Source organism: Streptomyces sp. NPDC001816 (genome assembly GCF_042892235.1).
In the GTDB taxonomy this organism is placed as follows: domain Bacteria; phylum Actinomycetota; class Actinomycetes; order Streptomycetales; family Streptomycetaceae; genus Streptomyces.
The window spans coordinates 524,708-545,966 of record NZ_JBIATY010000001.1 but is presented as its reverse complement, the minus strand read 5'-3'; the positions used below and the strand labels follow the sequence as shown (position 1 = coordinate 545,966).

Below are 21,259 nucleotides of genomic sequence, written 5' to 3'. Positions count from 1 at the left end.
CCCTCTTGGCCCGGCCCCGCCATTGGTGCTGGAATGCCGCCACCACTCAACAGCTCGATGGCGTGCTCGGGGAGGGCAACGTGGCGCATTCCGCCATGTCTGGTAACGGAACGACCGCCGGTGACGATCCTCTCCAGACCGCGGTATGGCGGCTGCGCTCGCGGGCCTGCTGGGCCGATGCGGCGGCGCTGCTCCCGGCGGACACACCGGCCACGACCCTGCAGCGGGCCGCGCTGCTGGTCGAACGGTGCCTGTACACCGAGCGGGGCTGGGAGGAGGCGGAGGACGCCCTGCGTACGGCCGAGGCGCAGGCGCACACCGACGAGGAGCGGGGGGCGGCCGCCTGCGAACGCGGCCAGCTCGCCTACGCGGCCACGCTGCACGGGGTACGGGACCGGGCGGACGAAGCCCGGGCCGCGCTGGGACGGGCGGCCGCGCTGATCCCTCCGGGGGCCGCGGTCCGGGCCCTGCTGGACTTCCGCCGGGGCCTGCTGGCCGAGAACCTCGCCCGCTCCCCGCAGGCGGCCCGCGCCGCGTACCGCCGGGCCCACGCGGGTGCGACGGTGCACGCCGACCCGCTGCTCCTGTCCTTCACCTGGCGCCACCTGGCCGGACTCGCCCTGCGTGACGGCGAGTTGGCGGAGGCGCGGCACGGCTTCGCCGAATCACTGCGCATCCGCGAGGAGTTGGGCTACCTGGTGGGTACGGCCCCTGCGCTGGCGTCGCTGGCGGACGCGGAGTCCGAGCCGGAGGCTTCACGGCTGCGGGAGGAGGCCCGGCGGCTGTTCCGGTTGCTCGGCGGTGTCCCTACGTGGCTGGCCCGCCAGCTGACTCCACCGGCACCGGGGGCTGCGACGGCTTAGCGGAGGGTGGGTGCGGGCTCGCCGCCGGTCAGCGCAACGTACCTAAGGGGCGCGGGGAACTGCGCGACCAACCCCCACCGGGCCGCACCCGGCAGACAACCCGTACCCCAACGGCGAAACCCCGCTCAGCTCGCGCCCGCGAAGTGCTCCCCGACCAGCACGCGCACGACATCGAGATCCCGAGCGATCAACGCGTCAAGCAGCGCAGCGTGTTGCGCCGCGTCCGCCACCAGGTCCGCCCCGCCGTGCCGTACCTGTGACCGCCGGTGCAGGTCCTCCGCGATCTGGACCAGCTGCTCGTTGCCCGCCAGGGACAGGACGGCCCGGTGAAAGGCCCGGTCGGACTCCGCGTACGTCGCCGCGCAGCCGGAGGACGCCGCGCGTACCGTCTCCTCCGCGAGGGGCCGGAGTTCGGCCCACCGCTCGGCCGGAACGGCGCGGGCCAGCCGCAGCATCACCGGGACCTCGATCAGCGCCCGCACCTCGGCCAACTCGGCCAGCTCGCGCGCACCCCGCTCGACGACCCGGAAGCCACGGTTGGGCACGACCTCGACGGCACCCTCCAGCGCGAGCTGCTGCATGGCCTCCCGCACGGGGGTCGCCGACACGCCGAAGCGTTCGCCGAGGACCGGTGCGGAGTAGACCTCGCCGGGCTTCAGCTCGCCCGCCACCAGCGCCGTACGCAGCGCGTCCAGGATCTGCCCGCGCACCGAGGAGCGCTGCACGACCGCCCGCGGCTGCGGCATCGGCCGCTCACAGTGCGTGTGCTCGCCCCGCGCGCCCGGCAGGGCGGTGCCCCGCTCCCGGGCCACGTCCACGTCCACGTTCACCGTGCGCTGCTGCGCAGGCACCCGGGGGGAGCCCTGCACGCCCTGCTTCACGGGGTCCTCCTCCGGCTGGTCGGCACTCGGGTCATTAACGGCGGTTTGTTACTTGTCCGTCAAGCACCATAGGCGCACAAGGCGACAGTTCAAACTCCCCGAAGGGAGGATAAGGTTAGCCTTACCTAATCATCCCGCTCTGGTCCGGAGCAGCCTCCCGGGTCCACTAGGATCACCGCATCCGGACCCCCCGCCCCCGGACGGGCAATTCACAACTCCCTCACTTGCCACGGGAACTTTCCGCGGAACCATCCGTACGGGTAGTCTTATTCGAACTCAACTCCCGCCCCTCAAGCGGCAGTTCGAGCAGAACGCCGCCCTGGGCATCCCCTTGCACTTCCTTGGCGGCCTCTTGCCCCGAAACCCCCTGAGGGCCGTCGGGAGTGGGCCACTATGGCGGGCGTTACGCCCTATCCCAATGCAAGGGACCCCTGATGAGACTGACCGACATATCGCTGAACTGGTTGCTTCCGGGCGCCGTACTGCTCCTGGGCATGCTGGCGGCGGTGGCGGTGCTCGCGCGCGGCAAGCGCTCCTCCGGGGAGAACGCGAGCGCGGACGACTCGTGGGAGCGCAGCGAGGAGCGCCGCAGACGCAAGGAGGCCATCTACGGCACGGCCTCCTACGTGCTTCTTTTCTGCTGTGCGGCGGTCGCGGCCGCACTTTCCTTCCACGGCCTGGTCGGCTTCGGCGAGCAGAACCTCGGCCTGACCGGCGGCTGGCAGTACCTGGTGCCGTTCGGCCTGGACGGCGCGGCGATGTTCTGCTCCGTCCTCGCGGTGCGCGAGGCCAGCCACGGTGACGCGGCGCTCGGCTCCCGGATACTGGTGTGGATGTTCGCAGCGGCCGCGGCTTGGTTCAACTGGGTGCACGCGCCCCGGGGTGTGGGTCACGACGGCGCGCCGCAGTTCTTCTCCGGCATGTCGCTGTCCGCGGCCGTCCTGTTCGACCGCGCGCTGAAGCAGACCCGCCGGGCCGCGCTGCGCGAGCAGGGCCTGGTGCCGCGTCCGCTGCCGCAGATCCGCATCGTGCGCTGGCTGCGGGCCCCCCGCGAGACTTACAAGGCCTGGTCGCTGATGTTGCTCGAAGGCGTGCGCAGTCTTGACGAGGCCGTCGAGGAGGTCCGCGAGGACACCCGGCAGAAGGAGCAGGCGCGGCAGCGCCGGCGCGACCAGCAGCGGGTGGAGCGCGCCCAGCTCAAGGCGATCAGCCGGGGCCACCGCGGCTTCGTCGGCCGCACCGCCGGCCGGCAGGTCGAGATCCAGGCGCTGGAGCGCGAGCCCGCGTCGGCGACCGCGGAGCCTGCCATATCGACGCCGGAGCAGCTGCCCGTACGCTCTCGGCCGTCCCTTCAGCCGGTTCGCAAGGCCACTGAGCCGCTCACCGTGGACCTCACCGCGGAGGACGACACCATGGCCCTGCCGCGCCTGGACTCGCTGGAGCGCAAGCTGAAGGATCTCGAACAGCAGTTCGGCTAGGACGCCAGGACTCCGGATCGGAACGGGACGGGGGCGTGACCACGCGGGTCACGCCCCCGTCCCGTTCCTGTCTCCGTCTCCGTCCCCGTCTCCGGTCCCTCTCACGCGGCTACGCTGCCTCGGCGCCGAGTTCGAACCACACCGACTTGCCCACCCCGTGCGGCCGTACGCCCCAGGCGTCCGCGAGGGACTGCACCAGGACCAGCCCCCGGCCGTGGGTGTCGTCGCCGGTGTCCGGCGCGCGCAGGTGCGGCCTGCGGGCCACGAAGTCCCGTACCTCCACGCGCAGTCCGCGCGGTGAGACGACGGCGGTCAGTACGGCGTCGTCGTCGGTGTGCACAAGCGCGTTGGTGACGAGTTCGCTGGTCAGCAGTTCTGCTATCTCCGAGCGGCCCGGCCTGCCCCACTTCCGCAGCAGTTCGCGCAGCTCCCGTCGGGCCTCGGGCACCGCCCTGAGGTCCGCCCGCCCCAGCCTGCGCCTGAGCTGGGGCCGGTGCGCCCGTTCCGCGATGGTGTCGGTCTCTTCCCCCGCCTTCGCCGAGGAGGCCCCGATGGCCACGGGACCGCCCCCTCGTGCCTGCCTCTTCATGACCCCCGCCTGCACGTTGCCGGACCTGCCCCTCCTGATCGAACGCGTACACGGCAATCCATGCCCAACGGTCCTGTGGGCACGCATGGCGGTCCGCCGACGGCCGTCTGTTCGGCCACCCCCGGACGGCCGCCCGGCCGGCCCTCCGGCACCCCGGCACCCGCGCCGGACTCGCCAAGCCCGCCGTACGACGTCACGCACGCCTCATCGCGGCACGGCTCGGCCGTCCGGCAGCGGAGGCCGAGCCGTGCCGCGATGGGCCGTCACCCGGCACGAAACTGGCCGGAAACCATCGCTCCGGTCGGCCCGCTCAGGAATATGACACGGGATATGACACCAGCCCTCAGGGTCTGGGGACGTTCCGCAGATTGGAGCGGGCCATCTGGAGCATCCGGCCGACCCCGCCGTCGAGCACGATCTTCGAGGCGGAGAGCGCGAACCCGGTGACCATCTCGGCACTGATCTTCGGCGGGATGGACAGGGCGTTGGGATCGGTGACGATGTCCACCAGGGCCGGGCCCTTGTGGCGGAAAGCGTCCTTCAGCGCCCCGGCGAGCTGCTTGGGCTTCTCCACCCGCACCCCGTGGGCACCGCAGGCGCGGGCCACGGCGGCGAAGTCGGGGTTGGTGTTGGCGGTGCCGTACGAGGGCAGGCCCGCGACCAGCATCTCCAACTCGACCATGGAGAGCGAGGAGTTGTTGAACAGCACGACCTTGACCGGCAGGTCGTGCTGTACGAGCGTGAGGAAGTCGCCCATGAGCATGGCGAATCCGCCGTCCCCGGACATGGAGACGACCTGCCGGCGCCGGTCGGTGAACTGGGCGCCGATTGCCATGGGCAGCGCGTTCGCCATCGAGCCGTGCGAGAAGGAACCGATGATCCGGCGCCGGCCGTTGGGCGAGATGTAGCGGGCGGCCCACACGTTGCACATGCCCGTGTCGACGGTGAACACGGCGTCGTCGTCGGCGACTTCGTCCAGGACGGCGGCCACGTACTCGGGGTGGATCGGGACGTGCTTCTCGACCTTCCGCGTGTACGCCTTGACCACGCCCTCCAGCGCGTCGGCGTGCTTCTTCAGCATCTTGTCGAGGAAGCGCCGGTCGGTCTTCTCCCGCACCCGCGGGAGAAGACAGAGCAGGGTCTCGCGGACGTCGCCCCAGACGGCGAGGTCGAGCCGGGAACGGCGGCCGAGCACCTCGGGGCGTACGTCGATCTGCGCGATCCGCACGTCGTCGGGCAGGAAGGCGTTGTACGGGAAGTCGGTGCCGAGCAGGATCAGCAGGTCGCACTCGTGGGTGGCCTCGTAGGCGGCGCCGTAGCCGAGCAGACCGCTCATGCCGACGTCGTACGGGTTGTCGTACTGGATCCACTCCTTGCCGCGCAGGGCGTGCCCCACGGGCGACTTGACGCGCTCCGCGAACCGCATGACCTCGGTGTGCGCGCCGGCCGTGCCACTGCCGCAGAAGAGGGTGACCTTGTCGGCCGCGTCGATCATCTCCACGAGCTTGTCGATCTCGGCGTCGCCGGGCCGGACGGTGGGCCGGGAGGTGACGAGGGCGCTCTGGGGGGCCTTCTCCGGGGCGGGTTCGGCGGCGATGTCGCCGGGCAGCGAGACCACGCTCACGCCGCTCTGGCCGACCGCGTGCTGGATGGCTGTCTGCAGCAGCCGGGGCATCTGCCGGGGGCTGGAGATCAGCTCGCTGTAGTGGCTGCACTCCTGGAAGAGCCGGTCCGGGTGGGTCTCCTGGAAGTAGCCGAGGCCGATCTCGCTGGAGGGGATGTGCGAGGCGAGGGCGAGCACCGGGGCCATGGAGCGGTGGGCGTCGTACAGGCCGTTGATGAGGTGGAGGTTGCCCGGGCCGCAGGAGCCGGCGCAGGCGGCGAGGCTGCCGGTGATCTGGGCCTCGGCTCCGGCCGCGAAGGCGGCGGTCTCCTCGTGCCGTACGTGGATCCAGTCGATGGCGGAGTTGCGGCGGACGGCGTCGACGACCGGGTTGAGGCTGTCGCCGACGACGCCGTAGAGGCGGCGTACGCCGGCGCGGACCAGGATGTCGACGAACTGTTCGGCGACGTTCTGCTTGGCCATGGCTCTCGTCAGCCCCTTCGATGTCCCGGGATCCGCCCCTCCCGTTCCATCAATCCACAGGGGCCACGGTTACGCCTCCCAAACGGCCGCCGCCGTGCGGTCGTCGGAGTAGCCCTTCACCCGCACCTGGGTGTCCGCGAGGAAGGCGGCGAGGCCGGGCGGGGTGCGGCCGGACCAGCGGCGGGCCAGGTAGGCGCAGAAGGCGGGCTCGCCGCGCAGCGGGTCGGCGAGGCCGCCGGTGCCCATCACCAGCACGTCACCCGGGCGGGCTACCGAGGCGCGGAACCGGAAGGGTTCGCGCGGCGGCTCGGGCGCCGGCTCGTACGGGCTCGGCGGGGTCGGGATGCCGAGGTCCATGGTGAGGCGGTCGCCCTCGGGGGTCTCGGCCGGCGGGGAGCCGAAGCCGAGGACGGGTTCGCCGGTGGTGTCGGCGGGTGACACCCGAGGCTCGATGTCCTGCCAGTCGCCGTCCCGCAGCCGGAACAGACCCCCCTCGCCGGCACCGAAGAACACCCGGGTACGGCAGTCGGGGTCGGCGGGCAGCAGCAGACAGCGCAGGCTCGCCGAGTACTCCTCGGGGTCCAGGCCCTGCTCGACGGCGCTGGCGCGCAGCTTGCCCAGACTGCGGTCGGTGAGCCGGTGCAGCCCCGACTTCAGGTCGCCGCGGCGGGCGGCCCGGATGTCGTCGACCAGCCGCTGCCGGCTGCGGCCCACGGCCCGCCCGATCAGCCAGCACGCCTCGGCCGCCGCCAGGTGCGCACCCGGCGTGGCCCGCGCGCCGGTCGCCATCGCGACCAGCACCAGCGCCTGCTCCCCCACCCCGAACCGCGCGGTGAGCAGCGCGTCCCGCCGCGGCTCCCCCCGATACCGCGCCGAGTCCCCACGCAGCGACACGGCCCGCAACGTCCAGGCCCCGTACCGGGCACCGTCCAGCACGGTGTCGGCGACCAGATCCCCGAGTTCGTCCGGGTCGGCGGCGGGGAGCGCGGTGGGCTCGGGGTCGTAGGTGGGGGGCCCGGAGCCGACGTAGTCGAGGGCGGAGGACGGTGGGGGTGGAGCGGAGGTGGCGGCGAGGTCGAGCTGGGTGGCCACGGGAGGGGGGCTCGTGAAGGCACCACCGGGGGCCCGGGCCCCCTCGGGCCACTCGGACGCCTCGGGGGCGGAGGCACGCTCGGGCGGAACGCCGGACCGTCCGCCGGAGGCCGCTCGCGCTCCCGGAACGGGTCCGGGCGCCTTCTCCGCCCGTCGGTCCGTTTCCCCCGCCCCGCGCGACGAGGCTTCGGGCACTTCGGGTCCGGCCGACTCCGCCCATCCGCCCGCTCGACCCAACCCGGACGGCGAGGCTTCGGGCACTTCGGGTCCGACGCTCCGGGCCGACGCGTGCGCCGACTCCGCCCATTCGTCCGCTCGGCCCGACCCGGGCGGCGAGGGCTCGGGCGCCTCGGGTTCGGCCGGCGGGGGTTCCCAGGGGGCGCGCCGGCTGGGCGGGGCGGTGCCCGGGCGCGCCGGGGTCGTCGGGGGTGACGCGGCTCGCTGTGGTGGTACTGCGGGCTCGTGCGGCGGTTCCTGACTCGGTGTCCGAGGCGTCGTGTCCCCAGTGTGCCCCGTCGTCCCGCCCGGCCGCCCCGCCACCGTGTCCTTCGCCGAGGCGAAGCGGTCGTCCAGGGAGTCGGGTGCGGCCGTGGGGCCCGTGTCCTCGGTGGAGTCGTCGTACAGCTCCCCCCACCAGTCGTCCTCGCGACGGGCGGGCCTACCCCCCTGCTGGCTCATGCCCCTAATTGTCCACCGCACGGGCCGGATGAAAACGGGGCATCAGGAAAAACCGGCGCACGTGGCCGACTCGAACGGCGCGTCGAGGGATGGAACGAACAGCCGTACGGGAAACCGAGGTTGATGGCCGCCGGGCGACCCCACCCCCCACGGGAGGGCCGCCCGGCGACATCGGAAGTGACCCGGTCCCACATCCCCTCGTGCGCTCGCGCACGCGCGGGCCCGGGTCACCGTCTCACACGGCCGAGCCGCCGAGGGCGCCGGTCGAATGGCGTGATTGTGGCTTGGTTTCCTGGGACGCAGCTGTGAACCGTGCGCACGGCCCCGCGTCCTTCGGTGCCCCCACCTTGGCAGAGTCACCTGAGGTACGGCGATGATGGGCGACGGCGGGTTTGCGCCGTGGCCGTTTTCCGCCAGGCCGTACGGCGCCGACGGCTGGTTCTCAGGGGAGGGACGTGGGCCGATGCTGGCAGCGATAGGCCTGGACGAGACGCACGAGTCGGCGTACCGGGCGCTGGTGTCCGCGGGCGCCGCCGAGGTGGCCGATCTGGCCCGGCGCCTGTCGCTGGCCGAGCCGGACACCGAGCGTGCGCTGCGCCGGCTGGAGCGGCAGGGCCTAGCGGCCCAGTCCCCCGCGCGGCCGGGCCGCTGGGTGGCGGCCCCGCCCGGGGTGGCGCTGGGGGCGCTGCTCACCCAGCAGCGGCACGAGCTGGAGAAGGCGGAGCTGGCGGCGGCGCTGCTGGCCGAGGAGTACCGGGCGGCGGCGGCCGAGCCGGAGGTGCACGACCTGGTGGAGGTGGTGACCGGCGCCGCGGCGGTCACCCAGCGCTTCCTGCAGCTCCAGCTGGGCGCCGCCGAGGAGGTGTGCGCGCTGGTCACCGGCAATCCCGTGGTGGTCTCCGGGATGGAGAACGACGCGGAGGAGCAGGCGGCCGGGCGCGGGGTCCGCTACCGGGTGGTGGTGGAGCGTGCGGTGCTGGACCTGCCGCACGGGCTCACCGAGCTGACGGCCGCGCTCGGGCGGGACGAGCAGGTGCGGGTGGTGGACCGGGTGCCGACCAAGCTGGTGATCGCGGACCGCTCCCTCGCGATGGTGCCGCTGACCTCGCGGACGGCCGGGCCGGCCGCGCTGGTGGTGCACGCGAGCGGTCTGCTGGAGCTGCTGGCCGGGCTGTTCGAGTCGGTGTGGCGCGAGGCGCTGCCGCTGAGGCTGGGCGCGTCCGGGGTGACCGAGCAGCAGCCGGACGGCCCGGACGCCACCGATCTGGAGGTGCTGTCGCTGCTGCTGGCCGGGCTGACCGACGCGAGCGTGGCCAAGCAGCTCGACCTGGGTCTGCGGACCGTACAGCGCCGGGTGAAGCGGCTGATGGAGCTGACCGGGGTGACGACCCGGCTGCAGCTGGGCTGGCAGGCCTACGAGCGCGGCTGGGTGTCCCGCGAAGGCTCACGGTGACCTGCGGGTTCCTTCCTCCTCCGGCACTCTGGGCAGATGGGAGCGTGGGAACTCCTGCTGGTCGGCGTGGTGCTGGTGCTCGGCCTGTGCGGAGTGCTGGTGCCCGGGGTGCCGGGGTCGTGGCTGGTGTGGGCCGCGGTCCTGTGGTGGGCACTGAAGGACCCGCAGCCGGTGGCCTGGGGCGTTCTGGTGGGCGCCACCGGGGTGCTGCTGCTGTCGTTGGTGGTGCGCTGGGCGCTGCCGCCGCGCCGGCTGCGCGCGAGCGGCGCCACCCCCCGCATGGCGGTGTACGCCGGAGTCGGCGCGCTCCTGGGCTTCGTCCTGATCCCGGTGGTGGGCGCGCTGCCTGGCTTCATGGCCGGGATCTACCTGCACGAGCGACTGCGGCTCGGCCGGCACGGCGAGGCGATGGCCGCGCTGCGTACGGCGATGCGCTCGGGCGGCTCCAGCGTGCTCGCCGAGCTGTTCGCCTGTCTGCTGATCGCGGGGGCGTGGCTGGGTGCGGTGCTGTGGGGCTGACTGGCCAGCCGGCGACGGCCGCGGCGCTGCCGACCAGGGCGCCCGTCACGGCGTCGGCGACCGCGCCCATCCCCGCATCGTTGAAATGCGGGTGATCGTCGCCCGGGTCGTACCCGGGCAGGACGCGCTCGGAAGCTGACCCGTCAGCCGGCAACCGCCGCGCCGCTCCCGGCCAGAGCGCCGGTCAGGGCGCCCGTCACGGCGTCGGCGACCGCGCCCATCCCCGCGTCGTTGAAGTGCAGGTGATCGCCGGGGTCGTAGCCGGGCAGGAGGCGTTCGGGGGCGGACGGGTCGCGTACGGTGGCGTCGGCGTCGGCGACCGCGTCGAAGGCGCCGCCGGTGCGGATGAACGCGTTGACCTGCTGGCGTACCGCCTCGCGGGCCGGTGTGTACGCGGAGTAGCCGCCGAAGGGGGTGAGGGTGACGCCGACGACCCGGATGCCGCGGGCGTGGGCGCGGGCGACGAGGGTGCGGTACGCGTCGGCGAAGGCGGCGGGGTCGTTCGCCTCGGGGGTGCCCTTGATGTCGTTGATGCCCTCGAACACGATCAGGGCCCGTACCCCGGCCCGGTCCAGGGCGTCGGCGTCCAGGCGGGCCAGGGCGCTCGGTCCGACGCCGTCGCGCAGCAGGCGGTTGCCGGCGAGGCCGGCGTTGAGGACGCCGAGCCGGTCGTCTCGCAGGTGCCGGGCGAGCCTGTCGGGCCAGCGCTGGTTGGTGTCGGTGGTGGAGCCGGTGCCGTCGGTCAGGGAGTCACCGAAGGCGACGACGCTGCCGGCGGCGGTGCCGAGGACGTCGACGCCGGTGACGTAGTACCAGTAGGCGATGGGCGTGGTGTACGCGGACCCGTCCTCGTCGGCCGCGTGACCCGTGCCTGCGGGGGCGAGGTAGCTGGTCTGCAGGGCGGTGCGGTGGTAGGTGGCCGGCCCGGAGTCGACCGGGGTGAGCACGGTGACCAGCAGGTCGGCGGCATCCGGTACGGGCAGCAGGACCGGGTCGGTGACCAGGTCCTGTCCCGCCGGGACGACGGCCGTCCGGACGCCGCCGAAGGTGGCGGTGCGCAGGCTGCCGGGCACCGCGTCCGGTCCGGTGCCCCGGCGCAGCGCGACCGTGACCGCGCCGAGTTGCAAGGGCGCGGTGCCGAGCCGGTTGCTGAGCCGGATCCGCACGGCCGCGCCGCCGACGCTGAGGTGGACGACGTTGCGGACGGCGGCCCCGGGCAGCGCCGCTGCGGTGCCGGAGGGGGCCGTCTCCCAACTGCCGGTCCACACCGGCTTCGTGGGCTGGGCGACGGCCGTCGTCGTCGTGCCCGGCAGCACCGCGAGCAGAAGCGACCCGAGGACCCGTCCGACCTTGCCCATGCCTGCACCCGCCCTTCCCCCGTGCCCGTCGCAGGTGACCGTCCCACACGCCCGCCTCAGGGCGCCGGAACATCCGCACCGGTCCACCCGCTCGGCGTACGGCGTCCGGCACGGGTCGGCGCGTCAGGGCCGCCAGCGCGGTGCCTGGTCGTCCGGCGTGTCGGGGCTGGCGAAGTGGAAGGGGACCGAGAGCTGGGCGGCCAGGGCTGTGCCTGCCCTGGTGGCCGCTGTCGCCGAGGGATGCAGCGGACCGTGATCCCCGTCCTCTCCGAGGTGCCTTACGGCCGTGCTCCGGTAGATGGTGGCCAGCGGATGCTCGCCGGTGGGGTCGGCGGTGACAGCCAGCAGAATCACGAACCAGTCGTGCCTGGTGTCGCCGTCCCAGACCGCCTCGATCGCCAGGACGCGGCCGGGGCAGCCGGCCGCACGGGCGGCCAGTGACTCCAGGTCGAGGGGGCTGTCCGGGGTGCGGGCGATCCTGTCGCCGTGGTGGAGGTAGCGGTCGTGGACGACCCTCTGGGCCTCGATGACCCCCAGACCGTGCGCACGTCCGCCTTCGCAGACGACACGGACCGCCTGCATATAGGAGTCCTGAAGCACGTACCCGTCGGCCTGTTCGCGGATCCCGGCCGGCAGCAGATTCCACCACTCGTCGGTCGTGGCCGTGTCCGTCATCCGGAGCCCCCCGTCTTCCCTTTCCCTGTTCCGAAAGGGAAACCCTAAGCCGACAGCGCGCCCTCCAGCGTCAGCAGCCACACCTTGCGCTCAAGTCCGCCCGCGTACCCCGTCAGCGAGCCGTCCGCGCCGATCACCCGGTGGCAAGGGCGCACGATGAGCAGGGGGTTGGCGCCGATGGCTCCGCCGACGGCGCGGACGGCGGCGCGCGGGGCGCCGATGCGGGCGGCGATCTCCCCGTAGGTGGTGGTGGCGCCGTACGGCACGGAGTCGAGCGCGGCCCAGACCCGTTCGCGGAACTCGGTGCCGTGGGTGTGCAACGGCAGGTGGAACTCCTTGAGTTCGCCCGCGAGGTAGGCCGTGAGCTGTTCCTCGGCCGCGCGGAAGGGGCCGGGGTCGTGTCGCAGGCCGTCCAGGTCGGTGCGTCCGCCCTTCTGGCCCGGCATGGACAGTGAGGTGAGCGCTCCGTCCGGGTCGGCGGTGAGCAGGAGCCGGCCGAGCGGCGTGTCGATGTCCGTCCAGTAGGTCGCTTCCATCAGTCTCTCAACTCTCCTGTGATGCACAGATGTTGGGCGGCATAGGAACGCCACGGCCGCCAGCTGTCGGGTACGTCCGCTCCGGGCGGAGCCACGTCGGGGTCGCCGAGGGCGCGGACGCGCAGGGTGGCGACGGCGGACGGGGCCAGGCCGGGCAGGGCGAGCAGCGCCTCCTGGGTGGCGTCGCGGTCGGCGCCGGGGTCCAGGCGCACGGTGCCGTCGGCGAGGGCGAGGGCCAGTGCGCCCAGTGGTCCGCCCAGGCCGGCCTCGGCGAGGGCGGCGGCCTCCGGGAAGAGGTGAGTGAGGCTGCCGCAGGGGGCGTCGAGTGCCTTGCCGTACCGGCGGACCAGGTCCTCCGCTCCGGTCACGCCCACCAGCGCCCGTACGGCGGGCTCCAGCGGGTCGACGGCGCCGGGTGAACGCAGTCCGGGCCGGGCGGCGACCAGCGGGGCGAGCCGCGGGTCGGCGCCGAGCCGTTCGTCCACCGCGTACGGGTCGGCGTCGAGGTCGAACAGCCGCCGCAGCCGTTGCACGGCCGTGGTCAGGTCCCGTGGGTCGGTGAGGTGCAGGCGCGCGTCGAGCCAGCCGCCCGGATGCGTGCCGCCGCCCGCCTTCGGCCCCTGGGTGCGCTCCTCGACGGCCACGAGCGCGGTGCCGTACGGCAGCCGCAGGGTGCGCCGGTAGGTGCGGCGGCCGGGGGCGCCGCTCACCTCCTCGACGCCGGGTACGGCCTCCCGGGCCAGCTGGTCGAAGACGGCGGTGGCCTGGTAGGGGCCGCGATAGGCGAGCCGGAGGGGGATGCCCGCGCCCGGGGTGGCCCGGCGGGTGCCCCGGCCCCGGGGTGCGGCGGCCCGTACCTCGGTCGGCGTCGAGTCGTACACCTCGCGCACGGTGTCGTTGAACTGCCGCACGCTGGCGAACCCGGACGCGAACGCGATCTCGGTGATCGGCAGCTCGGTGGTCTGCAGCAGCACCCGGGCGGTGTGCGCCCGCTGGGCGCGGGCGAGCGCCACGGGTCCGGCGCCGAGTTCGGCGGTGAGCTGCCGCTGCACCTGCCGGGCGCTGTAGCCGAGCCGGGAGGCGAGGCCCGCGACGCCCTCGCGGTCCACGACACCGTCGGCGATCAGGCGCACGGCCCGGCCGACGGCGTCCGCGCGGACGTTCCACTCGGCGGACCCGGGCACGGCGTCCGGCCGGCACCGCCGGCAGGCCCGGAAGCCGGAGCCCTGCGCGGCGGCGGCGGTCGGGAAGAACCGCACGTTGCGCCGCTTCGGGGTGACCGCCGGGCAGCTGGGCCGGCAGTAGATCCCGGTCGTCTCGACGGCGAAGAAGAACGCCCCGTCGAACCGCCCGTCCCGGCTGCGCACCGCCTCGTACCTGGTGTCCTCGTCTATCACGTGTTCCAGTGTGAGGCGTGGCGACGGGGCGGGCTGGCGGAAATCGGACGCGCAGCTGGGCGGCGCCTGGAGGGCGGAGTCGTCTCGCGCCGCCCGCGCCTGAGCACTGCGGCTCCCGGCGGGGGCCGAAGCCACCCGCCAGGAGCGCGCCCTCATCCTCGGGGCCCTACTGCCACCGGCCCCGCTTGGCCTCCATCGCCGCCCTGCCCTGCGCTCCCTTCCGCTTCCAGTCCTTGCGGATCTCGGAGCGGAGCCGGGCGTCCGTCTTGGCGACGATCCACTGGTTCTCCCGCATCAGCTTGCGGTAGCTGTCCAGCCGACGGACCGGGAGGGCACCGCTGTCCACCGCGGAGCGGACCGCGCAGCCGGGCTCGCTCTCGTGGGCGCAGTCGTGGAAGCGGCACTGCTCGGCCAGTTCCTCGATCTCGGAGAACACCTGCCCGACCCCGCTCTCGGCGTCGAACAGGCCGACGCCCCGCAGCCCGGGGGTGTCGATGAGCACGCCCCCGGAGGGCAGTGGCAGCAGGTTGCGGGTGGTCGTGGTGTGCCGCCCCTTGCCGTCCACGTCACGGGCGGCCTGTACGTCCATGACGTCGTCGCCGACGAGGGCGTTGGCGAGGGTGGACTTGCCCGCGCCGGACTGCCCGAGCAGCACGGACGTGCCCGAGCCGACGAGGGAGACGAGCGCGTCGAGGCCGTCGCCGTGCAGGGCGCTGACGGTGAGCACGGGCACGCCGGGCGCGGTCGTCTCGACGTCCTGGACGAGGTGGCCCAGCGTCACCGGGTCCGGCACGAGGTCGGCCTTGGTGAGCACGACCACGGGCTGTGCACCGGACTCCCAGGCCAGCGCCAGAAACCGTTCGACGCGCCCGAGGTCGAGTTCGACGGCGAGGGACACGGCGACGACGGCGTGGTCGACGTTGGCCGCGAGGATCTGCCCCTCGGACCGCTTGGAGGAGGTGGAGCGCACGAAGGCGGTGCGGCGTGGCAGATACGTGCGCACGTAGCGGGGGTTGCCGCCGGGTTCGACGGCGACCCAGTCGCCGGTGCAGACGACCCGCAGGGGGTCGTGCGGGGTGACGAAGGCGGTGTCGGCACGCAGCACACCGCCCGCGGTGACCACGTCGCACTGACCGCGGTCGACCCGGACCACCCGTCCGGGCAGCAGCCCCTCGGACTCGTACGGGGTGAACGCGTCGGCCCAGGCGTCGTCCCAGCCGTAGGGAGCCAGCGCGGTGAAAACAGCAGAGCTGGAAGTCAAGGGAGACCCTTCACAAGGGTGGCCCCGGCAGGCGCGTTCAGCGCAGGTCGGTCAGCCGGTGGCCACGGAGGTGGACTTGAGGAGTTCCTGGATGAGGGCAGCGCCCAGCGCAGTGACAGCCATCGGTCAACACCTCCCAGTTCCTGCTCGCTTGTGCGGTCGGGTCAGACCCTAGTTCCGGACGGCGATGGCGCGCCACCGGTTTTTCGGGCGCCCCCGTCCCTGGTGTCCGCGCTCACCGGCAGCTTCTGACGACGGCGACGTTGGTGACGTCACGGAGCGGCACCACGACGGGCTCGTGCCGTCCGGGGATCCTCAGCCGGAAGCGGCCACCGTCGGCAGAGGCCAGCGTGCCGCAGCTGGGCCCGCCGGGGTGGCTCACCTTGAGGTAGACCGGCTTGTCCTTTCCCTCGTCGGCCGGCGCCCCTCAACGTGCTGCTCGCCCGCCGTCGGGGCGAGCAGCCCTTCCTACGCCGGGAGCGCGGCCGGCACGCGGTGCACGACGTGCTGGAGTGGCTGTGGGAACGCATCGCGCGGCCTGTGCTGGACCATCTCGGGTTCGACGGCCGCAGTGGCGAACCGCTGCCCCGCCTGTGGTGGTGCCCCGCGGGCTTGCTGTCCCTGCTCCCGCTGCACGCCGCCGGCCGCCATCCGCGCCACCGCACCGCGGGGAACCAGGACCGAGGGGGCGCGGCACAGTCCGTGCCGGACCGTGTCGTCTCCTCGTACACCTCGACACTCACGGCGCTGCGCCGGGCCCGAGAGCGTACGGACGAGGGTGTCTTCCGCGGCCTGCTGACCGTGGGGATGCCGCAGACGCCCGGTCGTCCCGCGCTGCCCGGGGTGGAACGCGAGTGCGGCGAGGTCCGCGCGCGCATCCCGGCGACCGGCGGTGCGACGGGCGATCTGATCGGCCCGAAGGCGACGCCGGGGGCCGTACGAGAGGCGCTGCACGACCATTCCTGGGTGCACTTCGCCTGCCACGCCGAACAGGACCTGATGGATCCCGCGCAGAGCGCCTTCCTCCTCCACGGCGGCCGCCTCACCACCGCCGAGTTGCTGGAGTTGCATCTTCCCTCGGCGGAACTGGCGTACCTCTCGGCGTGCGAGACGGCTGTCGGCGGAGTGAACCTCCCGGACGAAGGGATGCATCTGGCTTCGACACTGCAGTCCGCCGGCTACCGCCATGTCGTCGCCACCCAGTGGAGCATCCAGGACGGATCGGCACCGGACATCGCCTCGCGTTTCTACTCCGCGCTGACCCGCACCGGTCGGCCGGGTGCCGGCGGAGCCGCCCGTGCCCTGCACGAGGCTCTGGCCGAGCACCGCGCGCAGGATCCGACCGATCCCCTGCGGTGGGCGGCGTTCCTGCACGTCGGCCCGTGAGCCGAGCCGCTCAGTCCGTCGCGCAGGCCGCCCCGTTGAGCGTGAAGCCGTACGGCGCCCGGTTCTCCCCCTGCCAGGACCCCAGGAACCCGAACGTCAGGGTCCCGTGCGCGGACACGGACTTGTTGTAGTCGGCGGCGGAGGCGGTGACGCGGGAGCCGTCCTGGTCGACCGTGGCGTCCCACATCTGGCCGACCTGCTGGCCGTCGCGGAAGCGCCAGGCGACCTGCCAGTCGGTGAGGGCCTGGTCGGTGGTGACGGTGACGGTGGCCTGGAAGCCGTCGGTCCACTGGCTGTCCAGGTGGTAGTCGACCCGGCAGCCGGCCGCGGGGGCGGTCGTACGGGTCGGGCCGGCGCTGGTGGTGGCGGCCGAGGTGCCCTGGGGTTCGGGGTCGGGGTTCTTGCGGTCGGACCTGCCCTTGGAGGCGGTCGGGGACGGGGTGGTCGAGGGCGTGCGGGAGGGGGTCGGGTCGGTGGCTGTAGCGGTTGCGGTCTCGGGGTCGGCGGGGTCGGCGACCGGCTGTCGGTCGTCGCGGGCCGCTGCCGCCCTGTCGTCGCGGGAGTCGCCCGAGCCGTCGAACGGCATCATCGACACGCCGAGGGCCAGGAGCGACAGCAGGACGGCGGCGGCGAGCAGGCCGTTGCGCAGGACGCGGCTGCGGCCCTCCTTCTCCTCGGAGTCGCCGCCGTCGGCCTCGGCCGCGCCCGGCCGGCCCACCCCGAGCCGGACCTCGGCGGCGCGGCGCCGGCGCTCCAGATAGGCGAGGCCGCCCCAGCCGATGACCCCGCCGGCCAGCGCGGCGGGCAGCCCGCCCCCGTGCAGCCGCAGACAGGCGGCGGCCTCGGCGCACTGGACGCAGGTGGCGAGGTGCCGGGAGAGGTCGCCCGGCGTGTCGGCGGCCGGCGAGCGGGTGACCGCGTCCAGCAGGCGGGCGTAGCTGCGGCACTGCGCGTCCATCGGGGTGTCGACGTGCGCGCGGTGGCAGCGGTCCCGGAACAGGCCGCGGACCTGGTCGAGTTCCTCGGCGATGGTGGCCGGGTCGAGGCCGAGCCGGCGGGCCACGGTCGGCAGCGGCAGCGCCTCCACCTCGGCGAGCCACAGCAGCGAGGCGTCCGCCTCCTGCATGTCCCTGAGGCCGCGCAGCGCGACCGGGCGCTGCAGCGGCGGGCCGGTGTAGCGGGCGGCCTGGCCGGAGTTGAGCCACAGCCTCAGGTCGGGGTCCAGCTTGTGCCCCTCGCCGTCGGCCTCCCAGCTCGCGGCCGTGTTGCGTACGGCGGTCAGCAGCTCCGGGATCGTCGGCAGCCGGCCGGCGCGCCGGCCGGGGCCGCGCGCGGGCACGGTCCCGGAGGCGCGGACCTCGCGCATGCCGAGGGTGAACGCCTCGGTCGCCAGCTGATGTGCCGTCAGAGAGCCGGAGGTGCACAGGTCGGCGTACGAGAGCACCGCGTCCCAGCACTCCGAGAACAGCGCGGCCTCGGTGGCGTCCTGGGGGGTCGGCAGGTCGGGCATGGGACTCCTGCATCCACGTGCGAGGTCAACTCACCATAGAGGAAATAAAGTTGGGGGGAACCTCGCGGCGACAGGAGCCTTTCACGTCTTCGCCACAACTGACAAGCGCTGTATTCAAATCCGGTGACGAGGAGGTCGCGTGACGTGACCGCATCCGCGCAGGGCCACAACTCCGGCCTCTGATACGGATGCGGGCGCCGTTCTGCTCACCGCCCCGACGGTTTTTCGGCGCGGATCACACCTCCGCCGGCTCGGCGGCGGGCAGGCTGTCCATGAAGGAGCTGACGGAGAACACCGCGCGGCCGGGTCCGGGCGGGCCGTAGCCGGGGGGCGAGGAGAGGCCGAACTCGTCCATGGTGGCCCGGTAGGCCTCCAGGAGCCGGATGTGGTACTCCAGCGGCGCGCCCTGCGGGTTGGCCTTGCCGAGCGGGGTGGTGGGCTCCGGGCACCAGGTGGTGAAGCGGGGCGTGATGCCCTGCGACATGAAGAAGCGCAGGCCCTCGGTGGTGGAGTCGATCGCCTCGTCGACCGTCGTGAAGCCGAACGGCTCGGCCATCTCGACACCGGCCACGAAGTTGGGGATCACGTTGCGCGCGCCGAAGATCTCCGCCGAGTCCAGGATCCGCTTGTGCCACTCGTCCCGGCCGACGTACCGCTCCTTGCCGGGGCAGTACAGCTCGAACAGCCGGCGGTCCCACACCTCGAAGTTGGGGTGGTAGATCTGCACGCCGTAGTCCTTGAACCGCTGCACGTCGTCGCGCGGCAGCGCCTGGGCCACGACCTTGCCGATCCAGCGCCCGGGGAAGCGCTCCTCGATGGCCTTGGCGTACTGCCCGTAGAAGTCGGCCTCGTCCCGGCCGGCGACCGTCTTGGTGATCGCACCGCCGGTGAGGGTGTAGGCGGTGGACGCCTTCTGGGTGTCGTACCGGTCGATGATCTCAAGGGCTTCGAGCACCTCCTCGACGTCCTTGACCCCGGTGTACGGCCGCCCGGCCGCCTTGTGCTGGCGCCAGTTGTGGTTGATGTCGCAGTACTGGCACTCCTCCTTGGCGCCGAAGTACTGGCAGACCCGGAAGACGGTGAGGTAGATCAGGTAGCCCCACTGGATGGTCGGGGCGACCTCCATGACGGACTTCCCGTTGGACAGGGTGTGCCGGTAGTACTCGGGCATCGGCGGCACACCGACGTCGGCGATCCGCTTCCCGTCCAGGTACAGCCCGAGCAGCCCCTCGTCGTCGGCGGCGACCCGGTACGGCGAGGCCGGGTTCACTCGTACGGAGACCACCGTGCGGCGCAGGTCGTACGGGCCGCCGGTGAGGATGATCTCCTCCGGGGGCCGGCGCAGCGCGGCCTCGCCCAGCTCGGGGAGGGTGCCGTGGTCGAAGGAGAAGATGAAGTACGACTTCGGCTTGACCTCGCCGCCCTCGTTGTCACTGAGTGCGGACGGGTCGAAGGCGACGCCACCTCGAAGCAGGTCCTCCTTGAAGACGGCCTCCCGCGGTACATGCGGGAACCTCTCCATCAGATCCTCGACCAGCGCGGTGCGACTGCCCATCCGTCATCTCCTCCCGGCTCAGGCGTTCGCCCCTCACCGTATGCCCCTGCCTCCGGGTCAGCCGTGCCGGGTCCCCGCTCGGCGCGCGACGTGTCCCGGTACGGCGGTGCCGGACGGCAGCGCCGGGTCCGCGACGGGCTCGCCCCAGACGGAGGTGAGCGGCAGGACCCCGGCCCACAGACCGAGTTCCGCGTCGGGCCCGTCGCCGTCGTCAGGAGCGCCGCTCCGCATCTTGACGGAGGCCTCTTCGAGGGAGAGTGCGAGGAGGGTGGTGGCGGCGAGTTCCTTCCGGTTCGGCCGCCGGGCGTACGACCACTGCCCCGGCGTCGCGTGCTCGGTGAGCCGGCGCAGCCCCTCCAGCTTCTCCTCGGGGTCGGTGACCTTGCGGGCGGTGCCGTGGATCATGGCACTGCGGTAGTTCACCCCGTGCTCGAAGACGGACCGGGCGAGCACGAGCCCGTCGATGTGCGTGACGGTCACACAGACCGGGAGATCACCGGCCAGGCTGCGACTGGCCACGGACCCGTGGAGATACAGCTCCCGCTCGTCCCGCCCGTACACGGTCGGCACGACCAGCGGCCGCCCCTCCACCACCACACCCAGATGACAGACGAAACCAGCGTCCAGAATCGCCTCCAGCTCAGCCCGCTCCAGGCTGCCCTGGTCGCGGAGGCGGCGGTGGCGGGTGAGGTCGGTTTCGGGGAGCCGGGGAGGCAGCGGTGTCGAAGCCATGGACCGCACGTTACCGATATCGCATATCTGAGGCTAGAGATATTTCCATTCCATCACTTGATGGGATGCAAACAACGAAATCCGTAGCTTCCCGCCGCCACGGTCAGTCACTCCTACGGGTCGAGTCCCGCAACACCACATGCGTCCCCAGCACCAGATGCTGGCTGTCGGGCAGTTCCGTGCGGTGCAGGGCCAGGCGGACCGCGGCGCGGCCCAGTTCCTCCTGGGGGACGTGGACCGTGGTGAGGGCGGGGTGGACGTCGCGGGCGACCGGGATGTCGTCGTAGCCCGCCACCGCCACGTCGTCCGGGATACGGCGGCCCGCCTCGCGCAGGGCCTGGATCACGCCGGTGGCGATCATGTCGGTGGCGGCGAAGATCGCGGTGAACTCCGGTCCGGAGGTGAGGAGTTCGCGGGTGGACCGGTAGCCGAACGAGCGGGAGAAGGTGCCGTCGACGATCAGCCGGGGGTCGGGGGTGAGGCCGAGGAGTTCATGGGCCCGGGTGAAGCCGCTGATCCGCTGGGCGCTGGTGGACAGGCCGGGGACCCGGCCGAGGTGGGCGATGCGGCGGTGGCCGGCGGAGAGCAGGTGGGTGGTGAGGGCGAAGGCGCCGCCCTCGTTGTCGTAGTCGACGACCGTGGCGGGGACTCCAGGGCCGAGCGGCGGGCGGCCGACCAGGACCAGCCGGGATCCGGCCCGGTCCAGGGCGTGGGCGAAGTGGGTCATGCGGTCCTGGTAGGCCTTGTCCTCCCAGGCGCCGCCCACCACGATCACCGCGTCGGCGCGCTGCTCGCGCATGGTCTCGACGACGGCGAGGATGCGCTTCGGGTCGCCGTGCGTGGTGCACAGCATGCACAGCCGGCCCTCCGCCGAGGCCTGCTCCTCCACCCCGCGGGCGATGTGCGCGTAGAAGGGGCCGGTGACGTCGTCCACCACGAAGGCGACCGTGTTGTTGGTCGCGCCGCCGAGCGCCCGTGCGTGCGCGTTGACCACGTAGTCCAGCTCGCGCATCGCCTTGAGCACCTTGGCGCGGGTCGCCGCGGCCACCGGGTAGGTGCCGCCCAGCACCCGCGAGACGGTCGACGCGGACACCCCGGCCAGCGCGGCGACGTCCCGCACGGTCGAGGCGTCCCCGTTCGGTGCGGGCTGTGTCCGCTTGACCACCGCTCGGCCCCCCCTTCCTCGCGTCTTCAGGTCACCTTACGAGGC

18 protein-coding genes are annotated in these 21,259 nt (G+C 73.1%); 5 read left to right on the top strand and 13 right to left on the bottom strand.

Annotation, left to right across the window (positions count from 1 at the left end; genetic code table 11):
* Positions 1–95: 95 nt before the first annotated feature.
* Entirely contained in the window at positions 96–863 is a 768-nt protein-coding gene (locus tag ACFYZZ_RS02450) for a hypothetical protein (protein ID WP_389170473.1), read from the top strand.
* Between the two features lie 125 nt (positions 864–988).
* Here the strand turns inward: ACFYZZ_RS02450 and ACFYZZ_RS02445 are convergent, their stop codons facing one another.
* A complete protein-coding gene (locus ACFYZZ_RS02445; protein WP_389170470.1) occupies positions 989–1,744 on the bottom strand; it encodes a GntR family transcriptional regulator in 756 nt (251 codons plus the stop codon).
* A gap of 434 nt (positions 1,745–2,178) precedes the next feature.
* Between ACFYZZ_RS02445 and ACFYZZ_RS02440 the strand changes: the two genes are divergently transcribed.
* Positions 2,179–3,222 (top strand): DUF2637 domain-containing protein, encoded by a 1,044-nt coding sequence (locus ACFYZZ_RS02440; protein ID WP_145880481.1) that lies wholly within the window; start codon positions 2,179–2,181, stop codon positions 3,220–3,222.
* A 109-nt stretch (positions 3,223–3,331) separates the two neighbouring features.
* On the opposite strand, the gene ACFYZZ_RS02435 is transcribed toward ACFYZZ_RS02440, so the two are convergent.
* The 3 genes from ACFYZZ_RS02435 to ACFYZZ_RS02425 all read right to left on the bottom strand — a co-directional run bounded on the left by ACFYZZ_RS02435 (position 3,332) and on the right by ACFYZZ_RS02425 (position 6,989).
* Positions 3,332–3,781 carry an ATP-binding protein gene (locus tag ACFYZZ_RS02435; RefSeq protein ID WP_389170467.1) on the bottom strand — a complete coding sequence of 150 codons (450 nt, stop codon included), beginning with the start codon at positions 3,779–3,781 and terminating at the stop codon, positions 3,332–3,334.
* A 373-nt stretch (positions 3,782–4,154) separates the two neighbouring features.
* Positions 4,155–5,897, bottom strand: a complete 1,743-nt coding sequence (locus ACFYZZ_RS02430) for a pyruvate dehydrogenase (protein WP_389170464.1) — start codon at positions 5,895–5,897, stop codon at positions 4,155–4,157.
* Between the two features lie 69 nt (positions 5,898–5,966).
* Entirely contained in the window at positions 5,967–6,989 is a 1,023-nt protein-coding gene (locus ACFYZZ_RS02425; RefSeq protein ID WP_389170461.1) for a protein phosphatase 2C domain-containing protein, read from the bottom strand.
* 1,141 nt (positions 6,990–8,130) lie between these two features.
* On the opposite strand from ACFYZZ_RS02425, the gene ACFYZZ_RS02420 reads away from it, so the two are divergent.
* Positions 8,131–9,120 (top strand): helix-turn-helix domain-containing protein, encoded by a 990-nt coding sequence (locus tag ACFYZZ_RS02420; protein WP_389170457.1) that lies wholly within the window; start codon positions 8,131–8,133, stop codon positions 9,118–9,120.
* A gap of 36 nt (positions 9,121–9,156) precedes the next feature.
* The gene (locus ACFYZZ_RS02415; protein ID WP_389170454.1) at positions 9,157–9,639 is read left to right on the top strand and encodes a DUF456 domain-containing protein; all 483 of its coding nucleotides are present in this window, start codon (positions 9,157–9,159) and stop codon (positions 9,637–9,639) included.
* Between the two features lie 143 nt (positions 9,640–9,782).
* Here ACFYZZ_RS02415 and ACFYZZ_RS02410 read toward each other — a convergent pair whose 3' ends face one another.
* From ACFYZZ_RS02410 to rsgA, 5 genes are all read right to left on the bottom strand, one after another.
* Positions 9,783–10,997: a GDSL-type esterase/lipase family protein gene (locus ACFYZZ_RS02410; RefSeq protein WP_389170451.1), complete on the bottom strand. Its 1,215-nt coding sequence runs from the start codon at positions 10,995–10,997 to the stop codon at positions 9,783–9,785.
* A gap of 123 nt (positions 10,998–11,120) precedes the next feature.
* Positions 11,121–11,672 (bottom strand): hypothetical protein, encoded by a 552-nt coding sequence (locus tag ACFYZZ_RS02405; RefSeq protein WP_389170449.1) that lies wholly within the window; start codon positions 11,670–11,672, stop codon positions 11,121–11,123.
* Between the two features lie 44 nt (positions 11,673–11,716).
* Entirely contained in the window at positions 11,717–12,208 is a 492-nt protein-coding gene (locus ACFYZZ_RS02400; RefSeq protein WP_389170446.1) for a methylated-DNA--[protein]-cysteine S-methyltransferase, read from the bottom strand.
* Positions 12,208–13,602 carry an AlkA N-terminal domain-containing protein gene (locus ACFYZZ_RS02395; protein WP_389171972.1) on the bottom strand — a complete coding sequence of 465 codons (1,395 nt, stop codon included), beginning with the start codon at positions 13,600–13,602 and terminating at the stop codon, positions 12,208–12,210. The genes ACFYZZ_RS02400 and ACFYZZ_RS02395 overlap by 1 nt, the downstream gene beginning before the upstream one ends.
* A gap of 169 nt (positions 13,603–13,771) precedes the next feature.
* On the bottom strand, positions 13,772–14,866 hold the full coding sequence (gene rsgA / locus ACFYZZ_RS02390) for a ribosome small subunit-dependent GTPase A (RefSeq protein ID WP_389170443.1): 1,095 nt from the start codon (positions 14,864–14,866) through the stop codon (positions 13,772–13,774).
* A gap of 432 nt (positions 14,867–15,298) precedes the next feature.
* Between rsgA and ACFYZZ_RS02385 the strand changes: the two genes are divergently transcribed.
* Entirely contained in the window at positions 15,299–16,252 is a 954-nt protein-coding gene (locus tag ACFYZZ_RS02385) for a CHAT domain-containing protein (protein ID WP_389170440.1), read from the top strand.
* A gap of 10 nt (positions 16,253–16,262) precedes the next feature.
* On the opposite strand, the gene ACFYZZ_RS02380 is transcribed toward ACFYZZ_RS02385, so the two are convergent.
* The 4 genes from ACFYZZ_RS02380 to ACFYZZ_RS02365 all read right to left on the bottom strand — a co-directional run bounded on the left by ACFYZZ_RS02380 (position 16,263) and on the right by ACFYZZ_RS02365 (position 21,214).
* Positions 16,263–17,762, bottom strand: coding sequence for a cellulose binding domain-containing protein (locus tag ACFYZZ_RS02380; protein ID WP_389170437.1), 1,500 nt, complete (start codon positions 17,760–17,762; stop codon positions 16,263–16,265).
* A 235-nt stretch (positions 17,763–17,997) separates the two neighbouring features.
* Positions 17,998–19,317 (bottom strand): radical SAM protein, encoded by a 1,320-nt coding sequence (locus ACFYZZ_RS02375; protein ID WP_389170434.1) that lies wholly within the window; start codon positions 19,315–19,317, stop codon positions 17,998–18,000.
* Between the two features lie 57 nt (positions 19,318–19,374).
* Positions 19,375–20,049 carry a pyridoxamine 5'-phosphate oxidase family protein gene (locus ACFYZZ_RS02370; protein WP_389170431.1) on the bottom strand — a complete coding sequence of 225 codons (675 nt, stop codon included), beginning with the start codon at positions 20,047–20,049 and terminating at the stop codon, positions 19,375–19,377.
* Between the two features lie 103 nt (positions 20,050–20,152).
* On the bottom strand, positions 20,153–21,214 hold the full coding sequence (locus ACFYZZ_RS02365) for a LacI family DNA-binding transcriptional regulator (RefSeq protein ID WP_389170428.1): 1,062 nt from the start codon (positions 21,212–21,214) through the stop codon (positions 20,153–20,155).
* Positions 21,215–21,259: the final 45 nt, after the last annotated feature.